This is a genomic window from Nocardiopsis dassonvillei subsp. dassonvillei DSM 43111 (assembly GCF_000092985.1).
GTDB lineage: Bacteria > Actinomycetota > Actinomycetes > Streptosporangiales > Streptosporangiaceae > Nocardiopsis > Nocardiopsis dassonvillei.
In genome coordinates this window covers 1,885,622-1,903,181 of the sequence record NC_014210.1, presented here as the reverse complement: position 1 = coordinate 1,903,181, position 17,560 = coordinate 1,885,622, and the positions used below count along the sequence as shown (strand labels likewise).

Annotated in this window: 16 protein-coding genes; 4 read left to right on the top strand and 12 right to left on the bottom strand. The window is 72.2% G+C overall.

All coding sequences use genetic code 11. From position 1 onward, the window contains the following. Positions 1–76: 76 nt before the first annotated feature. The 4 genes from NDAS_RS07710 to metH all read right to left on the bottom strand — a co-directional run bounded on the left by NDAS_RS07710 (position 77) and on the right by metH (position 7,047). Positions 77–1,126 carry an ABC transporter permease gene (locus NDAS_RS07710; protein ID WP_013152588.1) on the bottom strand — a complete coding sequence of 350 codons (1,050 nt, stop codon included), beginning with the start codon at positions 1,124–1,126 and terminating at the stop codon, positions 77–79. A gap of 640 nt (positions 1,127–1,766) precedes the next feature. Further along, positions 1,767–2,288 (bottom strand): hypothetical protein, encoded by a 522-nt coding sequence (locus NDAS_RS07705; protein ID WP_013152587.1) that lies wholly within the window; start codon positions 2,286–2,288, stop codon positions 1,767–1,769. 250 nt (positions 2,289–2,538) lie between these two features. Beyond that, entirely contained in the window at positions 2,539–3,252 is a 714-nt protein-coding gene (locus tag NDAS_RS07700) for an HAD family hydrolase (RefSeq protein ID WP_041552543.1), read from the bottom strand. A gap of 324 nt (positions 3,253–3,576) precedes the next feature. Beyond that, positions 3,577–7,047 (bottom strand): methionine synthase, encoded by a 3,471-nt coding sequence (metH, locus tag NDAS_RS07695; RefSeq protein ID WP_013152585.1) that lies wholly within the window; start codon positions 7,045–7,047, stop codon positions 3,577–3,579. Between the two features lie 281 nt (positions 7,048–7,328). Between metH and NDAS_RS07690 the strand changes: the two genes are divergently transcribed. Next, the gene (locus NDAS_RS07690; RefSeq protein WP_013152584.1) at positions 7,329–8,168 is read left to right on the top strand and encodes a PAC2 family protein; all 840 of its coding nucleotides are present in this window, start codon (positions 7,329–7,331) and stop codon (positions 8,166–8,168) included. Positions 8,169–8,302: 134 nt separating this feature from the next. Here NDAS_RS07690 and NDAS_RS07685 read toward each other — a convergent pair whose 3' ends face one another. Both NDAS_RS07685 and NDAS_RS07680 read right to left on the bottom strand, forming a co-directional pair. Further along, positions 8,303–8,713 carry an ABATE domain-containing protein gene (locus tag NDAS_RS07685; RefSeq protein ID WP_013152583.1) on the bottom strand — a complete coding sequence of 137 codons (411 nt, stop codon included), beginning with the start codon at positions 8,711–8,713 and terminating at the stop codon, positions 8,303–8,305. 157 nt (positions 8,714–8,870) lie between these two features. Next, complete coding sequence (locus tag NDAS_RS07680) at positions 8,871–10,172, bottom strand: hypothetical protein (protein ID WP_041552541.1); 1,302 nt, start codon at positions 10,170–10,172, stop codon at positions 8,871–8,873. A 120-nt stretch (positions 10,173–10,292) separates the two neighbouring features. On the opposite strand from NDAS_RS07680, the gene NDAS_RS07675 reads away from it, so the two are divergent. Further along, the gene (locus tag NDAS_RS07675) at positions 10,293–10,814 is read left to right on the top strand and encodes a nitroreductase family deazaflavin-dependent oxidoreductase (RefSeq protein WP_013152581.1); all 522 of its coding nucleotides are present in this window, start codon (positions 10,293–10,295) and stop codon (positions 10,812–10,814) included. A gap of 71 nt (positions 10,815–10,885) precedes the next feature. Here NDAS_RS07675 and mshC read toward each other — a convergent pair whose 3' ends face one another. The 3 genes from mshC to NDAS_RS07665 form a co-directional block, all read right to left on the bottom strand. After that, positions 10,886–12,109 carry a cysteine--1-D-myo-inosityl 2-amino-2-deoxy-alpha-D-glucopyranoside ligase gene (gene mshC / locus NDAS_RS07670; protein WP_013152580.1) on the bottom strand — a complete coding sequence of 408 codons (1,224 nt, stop codon included), beginning with the start codon at positions 12,107–12,109 and terminating at the stop codon, positions 10,886–10,888. A gap of 182 nt (positions 12,110–12,291) precedes the next feature. After that, positions 12,292–12,459 carry a DUF397 domain-containing protein gene (locus NDAS_RS27875; RefSeq protein ID WP_013152579.1) on the bottom strand — a complete coding sequence of 56 codons (168 nt, stop codon included), beginning with the start codon at positions 12,457–12,459 and terminating at the stop codon, positions 12,292–12,294. Further along, positions 12,456–13,229, bottom strand: a complete 774-nt coding sequence (locus NDAS_RS07665; RefSeq protein WP_013152578.1) for a helix-turn-helix domain-containing protein — start codon at positions 13,227–13,229, stop codon at positions 12,456–12,458. The genes NDAS_RS27875 and NDAS_RS07665 overlap by 4 nt, the downstream gene beginning before the upstream one ends. Before the next feature lie 99 nt (positions 13,230–13,328). Between NDAS_RS07665 and NDAS_RS07660 the strand changes: the two genes are divergently transcribed. Then, the gene (locus NDAS_RS07660) at positions 13,329–13,673 is read left to right on the top strand and encodes a hypothetical protein (RefSeq protein WP_013152577.1); all 345 of its coding nucleotides are present in this window, start codon (positions 13,329–13,331) and stop codon (positions 13,671–13,673) included. A 194-nt stretch (positions 13,674–13,867) separates the two neighbouring features. Here NDAS_RS07660 and NDAS_RS07655 read toward each other — a convergent pair whose 3' ends face one another. After that, positions 13,868–14,050 (bottom strand): hypothetical protein, encoded by a 183-nt coding sequence (locus NDAS_RS07655; RefSeq protein ID WP_013152576.1) that lies wholly within the window; start codon positions 14,048–14,050, stop codon positions 13,868–13,870. A gap of 230 nt (positions 14,051–14,280) precedes the next feature. Next, complete coding sequence (locus NDAS_RS07650) at positions 14,281–14,490, bottom strand: hypothetical protein (protein WP_013152575.1); 210 nt, start codon at positions 14,488–14,490, stop codon at positions 14,281–14,283. Positions 14,491–15,085: 595 nt separating this feature from the next. On the opposite strand from NDAS_RS07650, the gene NDAS_RS07645 reads away from it, so the two are divergent. After that, positions 15,086–16,357, top strand: a complete 1,272-nt coding sequence (locus NDAS_RS07645; protein WP_013152574.1) for a family 16 glycosylhydrolase — start codon at positions 15,086–15,088, stop codon at positions 16,355–16,357. 95 nt (positions 16,358–16,452) lie between these two features. Here NDAS_RS07645 and NDAS_RS07640 read toward each other — a convergent pair whose 3' ends face one another. Continuing rightward, positions 16,453–17,265, bottom strand: a complete 813-nt coding sequence (locus tag NDAS_RS07640) for an NRDE family protein (RefSeq protein ID WP_013152573.1) — start codon at positions 17,263–17,265, stop codon at positions 16,453–16,455. Positions 17,266–17,560 lie beyond the last annotated feature (295 nt).

Below are 17,560 nucleotides of genomic sequence, written 5' to 3'. Positions count from 1 at the left end.
GGTGATGATGGGATCAACCTGTCGTCGGATCCCTGCCTTGCGGAGGCCGGGCGGGTCAGCCTCCACCGACCGTGGGTCAGTCGGAGGTCTTGGGGTCGAAGGCGTCGCGCAGCCCGTCGCCGAACAGGTTGAACGCCAGGACGGTGATGAAGATGGCCAGACCCGGGAAGACCACGAAGTAGGGCGCCTTCTCGTACAGCGGCACCGCGTCGGAGAGCATCTTGCCCCAGCTCGGCGTGGGCGGGTTGATACCGACGCCCAGGAAGCTCAGGGCCGCCTCGAACAGGATGTTCGTGGGGACGAGCAGGGTCGAGTAGACGATGATCGGCGTGACCAGGTTGGGCAGGATCTCCCGGAAGAGGATGTGCCGGTTGCTGGCGCCCAGGCTCCTGGCGGCCTCCACGAACTCCCGCTCGCGCAGCGAGAGCGTCTGCCCCCGGACGATGCGCGCGATGTAGGGCCAGTTGAAGAAGCCGATGATGAAGACGATGACGCCGATGCGCAGGCCGTTGCCGCTCAGGCCCAGGACGCCGTCGGGGATGACGCCCACGAGCGCGATGGCGAAGAGCATCAGCGGGAAGGCCAGGAAGATGTCCATGGCCCGGCTGATGAGGGTGTCGACCCAGCCGCCCTTGTACCCGGCGACGATGCCCAGGACAGTGCCGATGAACACGCACAGCAGCGTGGACAGGAAGGCCACCAGCAGGGAGATCTGGGCGCCGTAGAGGATGCGGCTGAACAGGTCGCGTCCGGTCACCGGCTCCACGCCGAGCAGGTGGTCGGCGCTGATACCGCCCCAGGGGTCGGTGTCGAACGGGCTCGGGTTGGCCGGGTCGTTGGCCGGCAGGCCGGTGCCGGGCTCGATCAGGTCCTGGTGGAACTGGGTGGGCGGATGCCCGAACCACTTGGCCAGGAGGGGCGCGAGGATCGCGGCGAGGATGAGCAGGACCACGACCACGCCGGAGACCATCGCGACCTTGTCCTTGCGCAGCCGCTGCCAGGCGATCTGGCGCAGGGACCGGTTGTCGGAGTCTCCGCGGACCCCGTGGGCCTGCGCAGCGACGTTCACGGCGTCGTTCTGCTCCGCCTGCTCCGCCGAATCGGGGGCATGCGAGGGCGCGCTCATCAGGCCACCACTCTCCACTCATACGCTTCTGGCCGAGGGGAACGGGACAGAACCCACGCGTACGGCCGCAAGGAGGGGTGACCTGCGGTTCGCGCGCGGTGGGGCCGGCCGGTTCTCGACGCTGGCTGGCGTGGGCTTGCGTGTCGGCGGGGAGGGCGGATGACCCGCCTCCGCAGACCCGGTCCGCGGGAGTGCGCCACATCACCTGAGGAGTTGGACACACCGGGACCGTTGCGCCCGGGCTGTTACACAGCGACCAACTTACTCGCGATCTGAACGCATAGCGTCCAATATCCGATCATGTATCTAAATCGTGACAAACAACGTTAAAAAGCCTATATAACAACAAAAGGCTACAGAGTTCGCATTCATCCGACGACCGGCCGCGAGCTGCGGCGACGTCCTCCACCGCCGCGCCCACGATACGTCCGAATATGCACCGGTTCGACCCCCCGAGAGGGACGCTATGGCAAGTGCTATACGTCTCAGCGTGTCCATCCGAGTGCGTAGGGCGACGGTCACGAGCGTGCCAGGGCACCGCCACGGACACGTACGGTGACGGTCGCGGCGCACGCGAGGACGACGGCCCCGCGCGTGCGGAACCGTCGTCGCAGGGGTGCGCGGGCCGGGCCCGCGGTGGTCACTCGATGCCGCGCTTGCGCAGCAGTTCCTCGATGTCGCCCAGGTCGGAGAGGTCGTCGGCGGCCCCGGCCTTGTTGGGGGCCGGCCCCACCTTCCCCTTGGCGCCCGGGGCCGCGGGGGCCGCACCGGGCTTGGCGGCGCCGGGCTCGGCCGCGCCGCCCGCCCCGCCGGTGGCCTTGGGCTCCTTGGCCCTGCCGGGGCGGGTGCCCACGTCACGGGCGCGCATGACGCCCGAGACGACGTAGAGCACCACCGCCAGGCCCGCCAGGGCCACACCGGCCCACACCGCCGGGTTGAACAGCAGGCCGACCAGGATGCCGAAGATGTTCATGGCGAACTGCCAGACGGCGTTCATCAGCCCGATCAGACCGGCGGCCAGCGGCAGCAGCGACCACGCCACGCCGCGCAGACCCGAGGCGGCACCCTTGGCGCGCCACACGAAGAAGGAGATCACCAGTCCCGCGAGGGTGAGTCCGCCTCCCAGGACCAGACCGGTCATCCACGTCAAGTTCTCAGGCATGGGCCCAGTCTCCCATCCGGCGCCGGAGCGCACATCCGGTCGATCCCCTAGGGCGTGTTCGGTGGATGCCGCCCGTCGCGCAGCAGGGTATGTGTCCGCCGGACATGCCCTAGGTCAGGCCCCGGAGGCGAGGCCCCTGTACGCCCACGCTACTCCCGTACCCCGGACGGGCGGCCGGGGCACGGAAGAGGGCGTCGGGGCTGGTGGGGGCGGGGAGAGCCGCGAGGCCGGGGGACGGGCGGACCCGGGTTCAGCGGTCGGCGACCAGGGACTCCAGCCAGTCCAGGTCCACGCCCACCAGGCTGTCGCGGAACACCACGCCCTCGCGCGGCGGGATGTGCACGTGGTTGGGCACCGCGACCGTGACGCACCCGGCGTCGGCCGCCGAGGTCACGCCGACCACCGAGTCCTCGAAGGCCACGCAGCGCGCGGGGTCCACGCCGAGCCGCCGGGCGGCCCTCAGGTACGGGTCGGGGTGGGGCTTGTTCGCCTCGACCTCGTCCCCGGCCACCGAGTCGTCGAAGTTGTCCAGGCCGATCCCGCCGATCGCCGCCTGCACCAGCGTCCTCTCGGTGGAGGTCACCAGGACCACCGGGACCCCGGACTCCGACAGCAGGGTGACCAGCTCCTTGGCACCCGGGCGCAGGTCGGCGCCCTCGGCGAGTCTGGCGCGGAACCTCTCGTAGAGGCGGTCGGCGACCTCGCGCGGGGTGAGGTGGTGCGCGCCGGTCAGGTCGATGATGTAGCGGCCCACGGGCTCGGCGGCGTTGCCGACGTTGCGCTGGTGGTCCTCCTCGGTCCACACGCCGCCCAGTTCGGCGACCAGGTCGGCCTCGGCCTCACCCCACAGGTGCTCGCTCTCGATGAGGGTGCCGTCCATGTCCAGGAGTACGGCCTGGAGGCGTCCGGCCTGGGGGGCCTGGGTGTCGGAGGCTTCGGGACTCAGCGTGCTCTGTTCGCTCATAGGTTCGGTGGCGCCTTCCGGACCGGGCGGCGCCACGCTCTCCCCTCGTGTGTCATGGGTTGCCCGCTGGCCCACGGGACACCCGGGCTGTGCGTCATCATCGTGCGGGACGCGGGGCGCCCGCGCCGTGAAGAGGACCTGTCGGCGTCCTTTCCACACTACGAACACTCGGACGCCTGCGGGTGGAGAGCTGCCCCACACTCCCGCACGCGCACGGCCCCGGGGGCGTGCGCGGCGGACCGCGCGCCTCCCGCACACGCGCGCGGCCCGGCGCCCCGGTCGGGGGACGGGGCCGCGCCGGGCGGTCCGCCTCGGACGAGCCGGTCAGACGTTGAAGTAGGTCGCCTCCGGGTGGTGGACGACGATCGCGTCGGTCGCCTGCTCGGGCACCAGCTGGAACTCCTCCGACAGGGTCACGCCCACCCGCTCGGGCTCCAGCAGGCGCATGATCTTGGCGCGGTCCTCCAGGTCGGGGCAGGCCCCGTAGCCCAGGGAGAAGCGGGCCCCCCGGTAGCCGAGCTTGAAGAACGCGTCCAGCTCGGCCGGGTCCTCGCCCGCGAAGCCCAGCTCCGCACGCACCCGGGTGTGCCAGTACTCGGCCAGGGCCTCGGTCAGCTGCACCGACAGCCCGTGCAGTTCCAGGTAGTCGCGGTAGGCGTTCTTGGCGAACAGCTCGGCGGTGGCGCGGCTGATCGCCGAGCCCACGGTCACCACCTGGAAGGACACCACGTCCAGCTCCCCCGACTCCTTGGGCCGGAAGAAGTCGGACAGGCACAGGTGGCGGTCCCGGCGCTGGCGCGGGAAGGTGAAGCGGGTGCGCTCGGCGCCCTCCTCGTCCAGCACCACCAGGTCGTCGCCCTCGCTGTAGCAGGGGAAGTGGCCGTGCACCACGGCCGCCTCCAGCAGGCCGTCGGTCTGGATGCGGTCCAGCCACATCCGCATCCGGGGGCGGCCCTCGGTCTCCACCAGCTCCTCGTAGCTGGGGCCCTCGCCGCCGCGGGCGGCCTTGAGCCCCCACTGGCCCATGAAGGTGGCGCGCTCGTCGAGGAAGGCGGCGTAGTCGGCCAGCGGGATGCCCTTGCTGATCCGGTCCCCCAGGAAGGGCGGCTTGGGCACCCGGTTGGTGGTCGACACGTCGCTGCGGGCGGGCACCTCCTCGGGCTCGCTCACCTTGAGCTTGGCCCCCGTCTTGACCCGGCGCTGGCGCAGGGCGGGCAGCTCGGCGCCCTCGTCACCGCGCTTGACCGCCATGAACGCGTCCATCAGGCGCAGGCCCTCGAAGGCGTCCTTGGCGTAGCGCACGTGGCCGTCGAAGACCTCGGCCAGGTCCTGCTCCACGTAGGAGCGGGTGAGCGCGGCGCCGCCCAGCAGGACCGGAAAGCGCTCGGACAGGCCCCTGGAGTTCATCTCCTCCAGGTTCTCCTTCATGATGACCGTGGACTTGACCAGCAGGCCGGACATGCCGATCACGTCGGCGCGCTGCTCCTCGGCGGCCTCCAGGATCGCCGACACCGGCTGCTTGATGCCGATGTTGACCACGTCGTAGCCGTTGTTGGACAGGATGATGTCCACGAGGTTCTTGCCGATGTCGTGGACGTCGCCCTTGACGGTGGCCAGGACGATGCGGCCCTTGCCGTCGTCGTCGCTCTTCTCCATGTGGGGTTCGAGGTAGGCGACGGCGCCCTTCATGACCTCGGCGGACTTGAGGACGAAGGGCAGCTGCATCTGGCCGGAGCCGAACAGCTCGCCGACGGTCTTCATGCCCGAGAGCAGGGTGTCGTTGACGATGGCCAGGGCGGGCTTGGACTCCAGCGCCTCGTCGAGGTCGGCCTCGATCCCGGTCATCTCGCCGTCGATGATGCGCCGCTCCAGGCGCTCCCACAGCGGCAGGGCGGCCAGCTCCTCGGCGCGGGATGCCTTCATGGACTTGGCGTCCACGCCCTCGAACATCTCCATGAACCGCGAGAGGGGGTCGTAGTCGCCCTCGCGCCGGTCGTAGACCATGTCGAGGGCGACCTCGCGCTGCTCCTCGGGGATCTGGTTGATCGGCACGATCTTGGAGGCGTGCACGATCGCCGAGTCCAGCCCGGCCTGGACCGCCTCGTGCAGGAACACCGAGTTCAGCACGATGCGGGCGGCCGGGTTGAGGCCGAAGGACAGGTTGGACAGTCCCAGGGTGGTCTGCACGTCCGGGTAGAGCCGCTTGAGCTCGCGGATGGCGTTGATCGTCTCCAGGCCGTCCCGGCGGGTCTCCTCCTGCCCCGTGGTGATGGGGAAGGTGAGGCAGTCGATCATGATGTCGCTGGTGTTGAGCCCCCACTCACCGGTGATCTGCTCGATGAGGCGGGTGGCGACGCGCACCTTCCACTCGGCGGTGCGGGCCTGGCCCTCCTCGTCGATGCACAGGCCCACGACGGCGGCGCCGTGCTCCTTGACCAGCCCCATGATGCGGGTGAAGCGGGAGTCGGGGCCGTCGCCGTCCTCGTAGTTGACGGAGTTGACCACGCTCCTGCCGCCGAGGGCCTCCAGGCCCGCCTCCAGGACGGGCGGCTCGGTGGAGTCGAGCATGATCGGCAGCGTGGAGGAGGTGGCCAGGCGCGAGGCCAGCTCGCGCATGTCGCTGACCCCGTCGCGGCCCACGTAGTCGATGTTGAGGTCGAGCAGGTGGGCGCCGTCGCGGATCTGGTCCCGCGCGATCTCCACGCAGTCGTCCCAGCGGCCCTCCAGCATGGCCTCGCGGAACTTCTTGGAGCCGTTGGCGTTGGTGCGCTCACCCACGGCCAGGTAGCTGGCGTCCTGGCGGAAGGGCACACTCTGGTACAGGGAGGAGGAGGCCGCCTCCACCAGGGGCTTGCGGTTCTTGATGCCGCGCCCCTGGACGCGCTCCACCACGTGGCGCAGGTGCTCGGGGGTGGTGCCGCAGCAGCCGCCGGCCAGGCTCAGTCCGAACTCGGAGGTGAAGGAGTCGTGGGCGTCGGCCAGCTCGGCGGGCGAGAGGTCGTAGAAGGCGCCGTCGGGGCCGAGCTGGGGCAGGCCCGCGTTGGGCATGCAGGAGATGGGGATGGGCGAGTGGTGCGACAGGTAGCGCAGGTGCTCGCTCATCTCGGCGGGGCCGGTGGAGCAGTTGAGGCCGATGACGTCGACGCCCAGCGGCTCCAGGGAGGTCAGCGCGGCGCCGATCTCGGAGCCGAGCAGCATGGTGCCGTTGGTCTCGATGCTCACCTGGGCGATGATCGGCACGTCCCTGCCCGCGGCGCGGCGGGCGCGCTGGGCGGCCACCACGGCGGCCTTGACCTGGAGCAGGTCCTGGCAGGTCTCGATGAGGATGGCGTCGGATCCGCCGTCGATCAGGCCGCGCGCGCACTGCTCGTAGTAGTCGCGCAGCTGGGTGTAGGGCGCGTGGCCCAGGGTGGGCAGCCGGTTTCCCGGGCCCACGGACCCGAGGACGTAGCGGGGCTGGTCGGGGGTGGAGTAGGCGTCGGCGGCCTCGCGGGCCACCTGCGCTCCGGCGTGGGCGATCTCGTAGGTGCGGTCCTCGATGCCGTACTCGGCGAGCCCGCCGAGGTTGGCCGAGAAGGTGTTCGTCTCGATGGCGTCCGAACCCACGGCAAGAAAGGCGGCATGGGTGTCGCGGACGATGTCGGGACGGGTGAGGTTGAGGATGTCGTTGCATCCCTCGTGCCCCTCGAACTGGTCGAGGTCGAGATCGTGCGCCTGGAGCATGGTGCCCATCGCTCCGTCCGCCACGACCACACGGCGGGACAGCGTTTCGCGGAAGGTGGGGCTGGCTCTCATATCTGGCAACTCTACGTCGGAGCACCGCGGCGGCCCAGTTGGTGTCCCCGTGACGCGTGGCACTGGGCGGACCCGCGGTGCGGGGCGGGTCGGTCGTCCGGGGACGGCGGTGTCCTTGTCAGTCGCTGTCTGTGAGGTTATCCCATCGGCTGTTCCAGTAGGTGAGACAGGTGTCCCGCGTCGTGGCGGCCTGAGCCCCTCGGACGAGCGCCCCCGAACGGTTCCCCGGGCGGGTCGGCACCACGTAGGGTGGACTCCGTTCGCGTGCAGGGAGGAGCCACATGACCAAGCTCGTCCGGGAGCTTGTCGATCCCGTGATGGTGGCGGCGTTCGAGGGATGGAACGACGCCGGTGAGGCGGCCAGCCTGGCCGTGGAGCACCTGTCGAGGGAGTGGGACGCCTACGAGCTGTGCGCGCTGGCACCGGACGACTACTACGACTTCCAGGTGACCCGGCCGCGCATGTCGATCGTGGACGGCGTGGTGGGCGAGGTCGAGTGGCCCACGACCCGGGTCCGCGTGGCGACGCCGCCGGGGTCGGAGCGCGACGTGGTGCTGGTGACGGGCCCCGAGCCGAACATGCGGTGGCGCTCCTACGCCGCCGACCTGCTGGCCGTGGCTCGGGAGCTGGGCGTCACGCGGATGGTGATGCTGGGTTCGCTGCTGGCGGACGCCCCGCACACCCGGCCGATCCCGGTGACCGGGATGGCCTCGCCCGTGGAGCTGGGCTCGGCGCTGGGGCTGGAGGCGACCACCTACTCGGGCCCGACCGGGATCGTGGGCGTGGTGCACGAGGCGTTCAGCGCGGTGGGGATCGAGACCGCGTCGCTGTGGGCGGCCATCCCCCACTACGTCGCCCAGCCGCCGTGCCCGAAGGCCTCCCTGGCGCTGCTGGCGTGGGTGGAGGACTTCCTGGGCGCGCGGGTGCCGCTGGGCGACCTGCCCGAGGACGCGGTGGCGTGGGAGTCCAACGTCAACGAGCTCACCGCCGAGGACGAGGACATCGCGGCGTACGTGCGCGGCCTGGAGGAGGCCAAGGACACCGCCGACCTGCCGGAGGCCTCCGGTGACGCCATCGCCCGGGACTTCGAGCGCTACCTGCGCCGCCACGACGAGGGCTGAGACCCCGGCGGCGGCCCCGGCGGGGCCGCCGCGGCCGGCGGAAAGCGGCGCGGAACGGGGACTCCCGCGCCGCGGGCGGGCCCGCGCGGACCCCTCCGGCCCGGGGCCGGGTCCCCGCGTGTGCCGCGGTCCCCTCAGAGCCGCATGTGGCGCCACTCCCCCGTGGACAGCACCACGGCCCAGGCCCCGGCGATGCGGGCCAGCCCGCGGCGGACCTCGTCCACGACCGCCGGGGTCAGCGGCACGGGGGCCTCGCGTGAGGCCTGGAGGCGCACGGTGACGCGGAGGCCGTCCAGGACCTTCTGGCCCCGGGCGATGGCCTCGTGGTCGGGTTCGGCCCGCCGCTCCAGGACCGCCCGGATGCCGTCGCGCAGGGCGATGGCCTCGTCGAGGTCGGCGAGGGTGATGGGGATGGCTCCCTCGGTGGCCAGGCGGTGCTCGCGCAGGAACCGCGCGAGGTCGGCCCGGTCGGCGAGTCCGGCACCGGTGGAGACGAAGTCCGCGATGAGTTCGGCGGCCGCGCTGTGCCGCGTGGGGGTCGTCATGGGGGCTATCCCACCACGGCCGGCCCCCGGATACCGGCGTTTTCGCGAGCCCGTGGCCACAGGTGGTCATCGTGTACGTGTCCAACGAGACGTGTGGGGACGAAACGGTCGCGATGCTTGCCGGTCCGCCCGCCGTGGGGCTCCGCGCCCGCCCGGCTCAGGCCGCGAGCAGCGCGCGGAGCCCGCGGCGCTCGCGGGGCAGCCCCAGCCGGGCGAGCACGACCAGGAAGTTGGCGAACCGGCCGTCCCAGAAGCCGTCGTGGTCGGCCAGGACCCGGAGGTAGTCGCGCTGGACGGCGGTCAGCTCCGCGGGGTCGCGCGGCGCGGCGGGCCCCGTGGCGGACGGGGCCGCCGACCCGTCGGGACCCGTTTCGGCGCCCGCGTCAGCGGTGGTGCCGTCGTCCGCGTCGGCGGCCGCGCCGCGGCCCGTGTCGGCGGCGCGGAAGGCCAGGTCCAGCAGCGGACCGGCGTCGGCCGCCGCGGTGAGGGGTGAGGTCAGCGGGGCCAGCGCGCGCAGCACCGGGAGCAGGCGCGCGGCGTCCTCGGCGGTGGAGCGCTCGGCGAGTTCCCGGACCAGGGCGAAACGCACGTGGCCGGTGAAGTGGGCGGGACGCCTGGTGAACCAGGCGTCGGCCGCCTCCGGGTCCGCGAGCGCGGCGGCCAGCTCCGCGGTGGCCGCGGGGTTGGCTCGCTGGCCGGGCGCCAGCGCGGCGCAGGCGCGGATGGCGGGGTCGGCGTGGGCGAGGAACTCGGTGGTGTCGGCGCCGCAGGCGCCCAGGGCCAGGACGATCACCGCGCCCTCGTCGCGGGTCTCGGCCATGTCGGCCGCGCCGGACAGGTCGGGCTCCAGCCCGCCGAGCCGGGCCAGGGCGGAGGCGGCCTCCACCGCGCACATGCGCGTGTGCGCGTCGGAGGCGGTCAGGTGGGGTTCGACCGCCGCGTACAGCACGGGCGCGGCGGCGCGCATGTCCGGGCCCACCCTCCGCATGAGCGCGTCCACGGCGGGGGTCTCCCAGACCCCGACCGCCTCGTCCTCGTCGTCGGAGGCCAGTGCGGCGTAGACCCGGTCCAGCTCGGCCCCGGCGGGGGGTTCGGGCACGGGGCCGGGGGGCGTCTGGTGCAGCGCGCCCTCGGCCGCGGCGGCCAGGAAGTCGAGCAGGACGCGGCGCGGGGCACCCGGGGCCGCGTCCGACGCCTCGGGGAGCGGGCCCCGGGCCGGGTCGTCGGGTTCGGGGCGGTCGAGGATCCCGGCGACGAACAGGGCGGCGGGGACGGTGGCGGGGTAGACCGTGCCCTGGTGCAGGAGCGCGCCGTGGAGGTGGTCCAGCGCGCGCTCGCGCTCACGCGCGTCGCCGGTGAGCAGGCTGGCGAGGTGCCCGGGGGTGTCGGCGCCGGAGCCGTAGGCGTGGAAGGCGCGGGTCCAGTCGGTGGTGTGGAGTACGTCCGGTCCTGTCTGCATGTCCCGGATTGTGGCAGCGCCCACCGACGGTCCGCGGGTGTGCCGCCGGGGAGCGCCGGGAACGGTCTGGCTATACTCGGGCCCCCGACTCCGGGGCCGCCCCCCAAGGAAGGCCACACCATGTCGTTCGCCCAGCCGCCCACCACACCCCTGCGCCGGGCCCTGTTCCGCGCCCCCATCTGGATCTACCGGACAGGGTTGGGCGGACTGATGGGCCGCCGGTTCGTACTGCTCACCCACAGGGGGCGGACCACGGGAGAGGCCCGCCAGGCGGTGCTGGAGGTCATCGGCGGCGACGACGCCGCGGGAACCGTGCTGGTGGCCTCCGGGTACGGAAGGCGGTCGCAGTGGTTCCGCAACGTCGAGCACGAGCCGCGGGTGCTGTTCCAGCTGGGCAACCGGCGCCGCCGGGGCACCGCCACCGTCCTGTCGCCGCAGGAGTCCGGTGAGGCGCTGGTGAGCTACGCCGAGCGGCACCCCGCCGCCGCCGTGGCGCTGCTGCGCGCGCTGGGCTACGAGGTGGACGACAGCGAGGAGTGGTTCGAGCGGAGGGGTGCGGACATCGGGAACGACATCCCGGTCGTCCGGTTGACCCCCGCGGGGGCCGCCGGTGAGCACCACCCCGGACTCTCCGCTCCCTAGGGCGGCGGACCGGCGGCATCGAAGGCCTTCGGTGTCGCCGGTCGCGTCCGGTGGCGTCAGGCGGCCCGAGGTTACAGGCGCACGCCCAGCAGGGTGTCCACGGTCGCGCGCACCAGGGCGGGCGCGCCGGTGTCGGCGCCGCCCTCGGTGAGGGCGGTGTCGGCCCAGGCGTCCACCGCGGCCAGGGCCGCCGGGGAGTCCAGGTCCTCGGACAGGGCCGCGCGCACGGCGGCGAGCACCGGGGCGGCGTCGGGCGCCGCGCCCAGGGCGAGGGCGGAGCGCCAGCGCTCGGCGCGGGCGGTGGCGGCGGGGAGTTCGGCGTCGGTCCACTCCCACGGGGCGCGGTAGTGGTGGGCGAGCATGGCCAGGCGGATGACGGCCGGGTCCACGCCCTGCTGGCGCAGCTTGGAGACGAAGACCAGGTTGCCCAGGGACTTGGACATCTTCTCGCCGTCGAGGCCGACCATGCCCACGTGCAGGTGGTTGTGGGCGTTGGGTCCGCCCGTGGCACATCGGGTCTCGGCCGCGCCCATCTCGTGGTGGGGGAAGATCAGGTCGCTGCCGCCGCCGTTGAGGTCGAAGGCCGGGCCGAGCCGGTCCAGGGCGATGGCGCTGCACTCGATGTGCCAGCCGGGGCGCCCGCGGCCCAGGGGGCTGTCCCAGGCGGGCTCGCCGGGGCGCTCGGCACGCCAGAGCAGCCAGTCGAGCGGGTCCTTCTTGCCGGTGCGCTGGGGGTCGCCGCCGCGTTCTCCGAACAGCTCCAGCATCTGCCCGCGGTCCAGGTTGCTGATCTCGCCGAACTCGGGCGCCTCGGCGACGGAGAAGTACAGGTCCCCGTCCAGCTCGTAGGCGGCGCCGGTGTCGCGGATGCGGGCGGCGAGGTCGCTGATGAGGTCGACGGACTCCACCACGCCGACGTAGGAGGTCGGGGGGATGATCCGCAGGGCGGCCATGTCCTCGCGGAAGACGTCGATCTCGCGGTGGGCGAGGTCGCGCCAGTCGACGCCGGTGGCCTCCGCGCGCTCCAGGAGCGGGTCGTCGATGTCGGTGGTGTTCTGCACGTAGTTGACGTCGTGGCCCGCGTCGCGCCAGACCCGGTTGACCAGGTCGAAGGTGAGGTAGGTGAAGGCGTGGCCCAGGTGGGCGGCGTCGTAGGGGGTGATGCCGCAGGCGTACATCCCGGCCCGGGGGCCCGGCGTCGTCGTCCTTATCCGGCCGGTGGCGGTGTCGTGGACACGAAGGGGACCGCCGGTACCCGGCAGGGGGACGATGTCAGGCGCAGACCATGAACGCATACCGCGCAGCCTATCCGGACGGGTGGGCGGGAGGCGTGCGCGGGAGGGTGGGCACCGCGCGTGATGATCACCCCAGAAGAGGTGGGAATAAGCCGGGACGGGGACGGAACCCCCGCCCGTCCTCGGGTTGGGGGTTCCGCGCTGGTCCCGGGCCAGGTCAGAGCCTTCGCCCGGAGCGAGTTCTAGCGCGTCTGGGTGCGCAGCAGGGCGGCCCACTCCGACGCGGGGAACGTCAGGTGCCCGGCTGCACGGTTGACGGTGTCGCGAACGTCCGCGCCCTGGGGGGTCTCCCGAACCTCGACACACTGACCACCCGTGTTGCTGTAGCTGGACTTGTGCCAGTCACTCAAAGTAGTTCCTCCAGTACCTTTCGCGACTGTTGGGCGGGGAGCGCCAACGCGAACGCGCGTTTGACCAGTTCCGACAGCCGCTCGAAGTCGTCAGTTTCGCCGTAGACGACATTACCGGTCAGGTGGTCCGCGCTCGCGGCCTTTCCGCCCCCTCTGAGGCGCACCATGAGCATGGGGGAGGTGATCCCGATCAACGCCGAACCCTCGGGTACCAGGTGGACGGACACCCGGCCCCCGTCAATCAGGGACAGCAGGTGTTGAGCCTGTTCGGTACGGACCGCGTCTGTAACGCATTCCAGCGCGGACACCGGGAACACAGCCGACACCCCGGGGTCGTTGCGCACTCGAAGCACTTCGTGACGAGAACACCGCAACGCGACCAATCGTCGGATATCCGTCGCGGACGACAACGGTTGGCCCTCCCGGAAGACGATCTCCGCGTATCCGGGTGATTGCAGCAATCCGGGAACCAGCACGGGAGAGACGTACTCGATCAAGGAGGCGGCTTCTTCGAGCATGCCCGCGTCCTGCATCCACGGGAGCAACGCGGACGGAGCGGTGAAACCCTCCCACTTGCGGACCAGCGCGCCGCGCATCTCCAGCGCCTTGTCGAGCTTCGCAACGTCGTCACGTGCTGGGACATAATGGTCATTTTCCCAGCGGGAAAGGGTTGACGAAGAAACCTTCGCGTGAGTCGCGAGCTTGCGCAGCGTATAACCTGCGCGTTTGCGTTCACCCGAGAGGTATGACCCGAAACTGTGATCCACCATGTCCCATACGCTATGCAAGTTGTCTCACTCACAACCAGTCCCGAGGAGGACACAAAGCACTTTCTGTGGGACACGGGGTTTCGGTCGGACGCTGGAGGCATGAACGATATCGAGCAGCGTCGAACGGACGCGAACACACGGCGGGACCCCTTCACCGAGGCCCGCGACGCCTTCCTCTCCCGGCGGGGACTCGCCTTCACCCTGGAATGGAGGCGCTTCCCCTGGACGTGGGGCGCGGACGTCGACCGCGCCCTCATCGGCCCCGCCTACCTGGGAAACGTCTCCATCGGGCTCAAGGACGACTGGACCTGGGGATGGCAGGGCCAGCACGGAACCTGGAAGTACGTCCAGCGGGACAGGCTCGACCTCTTGGTGGCCCAGGTGATCGAGACCCGCGCGGGATACGTCCCACCCCTGCCGCGCAGGCGAGGGCGGGACAGCTGACCGGTGACGGGACACGGGGGATCACCGAACCGGAGGGCGGTGGTCTCTCGTGCCGTGTGGGCGGTGGTCTCCCGTACTACGACCGGACGCGCGCGGGAGGGTGGGCACCGCGCGTGATGAGCACCCCGCAAGGGGCGGGGACAAGCCGGGCGCAGCCCGGGCGGCGGAGGGTGCGCACGTCCCGGGACCGGGGCTCACGCGGCGAGGTTGTGGTGCCTCCTGCTGATGAGCAGGGCGCCGAACACCGCCACGGCGGCGCACAGAGCGGCCATCCCCTCGTTGCCCAGACGCCAGTGCAGCAGCGCGCCGCTGACCGAGACGACGTAGAGGAGCCAGTACGCTCCGCTCTCCACCAGGTTGCCGTTACGGCCCTCCATCGTGCCCCCTGCCGTGAACGCGTGCCCTCACGCGAGCCTGACGGCACACGCCGTCTCTCTCTGAGACGCCGTGGTCACTCTCGGGGTTGACACGCCGTCGCGACCCGGGGGTGTGACGGTGGTTATGCGCACCGGTGACGCACGCCCACCCTGGTCAGGGCTGAGGCGGGCCGCGCCGGAGCAGGTGGGGCCGGAGCGGGCGGACCGCTCCCCGGCCGACCGCCCCGGGGTCAGGGCCGGGCCGCGTCCGCGAGTTCGAGCAGGTCCAGCTCCTCGGCCGTGCGCGCCAGCTCGGGGTCCCCGGCGGGGCCGAACTCGACCATGTCGGCGTGGACCGCCCGGAGCCGCCACCGGGCGCGGGACACGTCGCGGCGCCCCCCGCGCGGGCTCAGGGCGTGGCGGGAGGGGGCGGCCTGGTCACGGACGGGCATAGCGCTCATGGATGGTCCTTCGGGGGTGGGTCGGCGGTTGTGGGGCAGCCCGGGTCACGGTGTGACGCTGCCTCCGCGCCCCGGGTTCACCGTGAACACGGTCCCGTAGCCCGCCTCCAGCGCGGTTTCGGAATCCTTTCGCTCCACCCCAGGTCAACGGGGAATCGGGGAGGGAGCGCCCACGGTGTTCCTGTCCCCTACCCGTTGTTCCGTCCGGAATGCACAGAGTTGGCGCATCAAAGCCACCCATGTCCGTCTTCGGAATCAGGACCCGACCGCGCCCGACAGAACCTGCCCCGTTGCCCCCGCCGCCCGCGCCCGCCGACCGGCCTCCCGGCCAGCCGCCGTCCGCCCGAGCGCGGGCGGTTCCACACCCGACCGAGCGGTTCGCGCCAGGAGCCGCTGTCATCCCCACGCTCCTGCCCCGCGCACCCCCCTTGTGCCGAAGGAAAACTAAACGTACAGTAACTTACCGATTAGATTCGTTGCGTAACACGGCGACTGCGCGCAGTCGCCCACCTGGTCCCGCGCACGCCCGCCGTGCACCGGGCCGACTCCGCCCGTCACCGCCCCGCCGCGGCGGGGCTTCCCCCCGGAGTAACCCATGCGCATCGCGCACCGGCCCCGCAGGTCCCTCGCCTCCGCGGCCCTGTCCTTCCTCACCGCAGCCGCGCTCGTGATCCCGGTCGGGGCCGCCTCGGCCGCCCCCGTCCCCGAGGACACGGCGGCCCCGGCGTCCGCCGAAGCCGCCCAGGCGGCGGCCCTGGTGTGGTCCGACGAGTTCAACGGCGCCGCCGGAAGCGCCCCCAACCCCGCCAACTGGAACCACGAGACCGGCGCCCACGGCTGGGGCAACAACGAACTCCAGAACTACACCAGCAGCCGCGCCAACTCCGCCCTCGACGGCAACGGCAACCTCGTCATCACCGCACGCAGGGGAGCCAACGGCGGCTACACCTCCGCCCGCATGACCACCCAGAACAAGGTCGAACACGCCTACGGCCGCATCGAGGCCCGCATCAAGATCCCCCGCGGCCAGGGCATCTGGCCCGCCTTCTGGATGCTCGGCGCCGACTTCCCCGACACCCCCTGGCCCGACTCCGGCGAGATCGACATCATGGAGAACATCGGCCGCGAACCCCACCTGGTCCACGGCACCCTCCACGGCCCCGGCTACTCCGGGGGCAACCCCCTGACCGGCTCCTACATGCACCCGCAGGGCTGGTCCTTCGCCGACGACTTCCACACCTTCGCCGTCGACTGGAGCCCCGGCTCCATCACCTGGTCCGTGGACGGCAACGCCTACCAGACCTACACCCCGGCCGACACGCGCGGAAACCCCTGGGTCTACGACCAGCCCTTCTTCATGATCCTCAACATCGCCGTGGGCGGTAACTGGCCCGGCTACCCCGACGGCACCACCCAGTTCCCCCAGCAGATGCTCGTGGACTACGTCCGGATCTACTCGGACGGCGGCGGCCCCGGCGGCGGCACCGGGACGATCACCGCCTCCAACGGCATCTGCCTCGACGTCGCCGGGGCCCAGACGGGCGACGGCACCCCGATCCAGCTGGCGCACTGCAACGGCAACCAGGCCCAGCAGTGGACCGAGGGCTCCGACGGCACGTTCCGGGCGTTCAACAAGTGCCTGGACGTGGCGGGCGGCGCCACCGCCGCGGGCACCCCCGTACAGCTGTGGACCTGCAACGGGACCGGCGCGCAGCGGTGGACCCACGACAGCGGGACGCAGGCCCTGCGCAACCCGCAGTCGGGCCGCTGCCTGCAACCCCAGGGCCGGGCGCAGAGCGACGGCACCCGGATGGTGATCGCCGACTGCGACGGCAGCGCCGTCCAGCGCTGGAGCCTGAACGGCTGACCCCTACCCCGTGCCGCCCGCCGACCCCTCCGGCGGGCGGCGCCCCGCCGCCCGCCACTGCTCGGGCGGCCGGCGGCGCCTTCGGCCCCCGTGTCTCAGAACCGGGGGGCCGAGGTGTCGACCATCCGCCACGCCCCGGGATCGGCCGGGGCGTCGGTGAAGGCGTAGCGCACGGTCTCGCGGTCCATGGCGAGCAGGGTCACCGACCCGGTCTCCCACGTCCTGCCCCCGCCGAGGTCGGCGCGGGCGACCAGGCCCGTCGGGTCGCCGGACTCGTCGGGGCCCGCCGAGCGGGGCGCGGAGTTGGCGGCCTCGTTGACCAGGCGCGGCCACTCCCCCCAGATCTCCTCCACCCCCTTCGCCCGGGACAGGTCGGCCGGATCGGGCCGGGTGCGCGCGAACTCGGGCGTGTGGCGGGCGGCGCGCGGATCGTCCGGGTTCAGTCCGGTGTTGACCACCATGCTCACGCCGACCGGAAGCGGACGGGTGTCCAGGCACCGGCCGTCCCAGCTGTGCAGTCCGGCCCGGCGGGCGTCGGCGTCCAGCAGGTGGAAGGGCGCGTAGAGGGTGGGGTCGTCGCCGTGCAGAGGGTCGCGGCCCGGGTTCCTGCCCGCCTGCGCGAGGGCGCGCAGCGGCAGTTCGCCCCGGCTGGCCGGGTAGGTGCCCTCCCAGGGCATGCGCCCGTCCCAGGGCCAGCCGTTGAGCAGGGCCGCCGTGCGCGGGCCCGTGGGGTCCACCGCCAGCCAGGTGCCGCCCGCGAGGCGGTCCCGGCCGCCGACGAGGTCGGGCCGGTCGGGCCAGTGCCGGGCGGGCCCGTCCCAGGGCCGGGAGGACATCTCGTCCCTGAGCGCGGCGATGACCAGGGGCGTGTCCGCGCCGGGGTCGAAGCCGACGATGACAGTGCACATGACGACCTTGTGACCTTTGCTGTGGGTCCCCGGTGTGGTGCGGTCCCCGCGACGGTGCGGGCGGAACGGGGATGTGGACAGGAGGTAGACGCAACCGTACCCGGAGGGTGCCCCCGGTGGTGCTCCGCGCGGGCCCGGGGTGGTGCGGGCACCACCCCGGGTCCGGGGGACGGTGTGCCTGTTCCCGGCCCGGGAGTCTTCTAGTCTGTAGTCTCCCTCCCCCTTCGCGTGTGCGGGGCGGATGCCGCGTCCAAGGCGCCTCCCGCCCGTCTCGTTTCCCGGACCACACAGGAGT

Bases quoted from the DNA above. Each gene is read 5' to 3' on its own strand.
- NDAS_RS07700 (WP_041552543.1), bottom strand. From the start codon at position 3,252: ATGAGCGAACAGAGCACGCTGAGTCCCGAAGCCTCCGACACCCAGGCC.
- NDAS_RS07645 (WP_013152574.1), top strand. From the start codon at position 15,086: ATGCGCATCGCGCACCGGCCCCGCAGGTCCCTCGCCTCCGCGGCCCTG.
- NDAS_RS07660 (WP_013152577.1), top strand. From the start codon at position 13,329: ATGAACGATATCGAGCAGCGTCGAACGGACGCGAACACACGGCGGGAC.
- NDAS_RS07710 (WP_013152588.1), bottom strand. From the start codon at position 1,126: ATGAGCGCGCCCTCGCATGCCCCCGATTCGGCGGAGCAGGCGGAGCAG.
- NDAS_RS07665 (WP_013152578.1), bottom strand. From the start codon at position 13,229: ATGGTGGATCACAGTTTCGGGTCATACCTCTCGGGTGAACGCAAACGC.
- NDAS_RS07640 (WP_013152573.1), bottom strand. From the start codon at position 17,265: ATGTGCACTGTCATCGTCGGCTTCGACCCCGGCGCGGACACGCCCCTG.
- NDAS_RS07655 (WP_013152576.1), bottom strand. From the start codon at position 14,050: ATGGAGGGCCGTAACGGCAACCTGGTGGAGAGCGGAGCGTACTGGCTC.
- NDAS_RS07690 (WP_013152584.1), top strand. From the start codon at position 7,329: ATGACCAAGCTCGTCCGGGAGCTTGTCGATCCCGTGATGGTGGCGGCG.
- NDAS_RS07685 (WP_013152583.1), bottom strand. From the start codon at position 8,713: ATGACGACCCCCACGCGGCACAGCGCGGCCGCCGAACTCATCGCGGAC.
- metH (WP_013152585.1), bottom strand. From the start codon at position 7,047: ATGAGAGCCAGCCCCACCTTCCGCGAAACGCTGTCCCGCCGTGTGGTC.
- NDAS_RS07650 (WP_013152575.1), bottom strand. From the start codon at position 14,490: ATGAGCGCTATGCCCGTCCGTGACCAGGCCGCCCCCTCCCGCCACGCC.
- NDAS_RS07675 (WP_013152581.1), top strand. From the start codon at position 10,293: ATGTCGTTCGCCCAGCCGCCCACCACACCCCTGCGCCGGGCCCTGTTC.
- NDAS_RS07680 (WP_041552541.1), bottom strand. From the start codon at position 10,172: ATGCAGACAGGACCGGACGTACTCCACACCACCGACTGGACCCGCGCC.
- NDAS_RS07705 (WP_013152587.1), bottom strand. From the start codon at position 2,288: ATGCCTGAGAACTTGACGTGGATGACCGGTCTGGTCCTGGGAGGCGGA.
- mshC (WP_013152580.1), bottom strand. From the start codon at position 12,109: ATGCGTTCATGGTCTGCGCCTGACATCGTCCCCCTGCCGGGTACCGGC.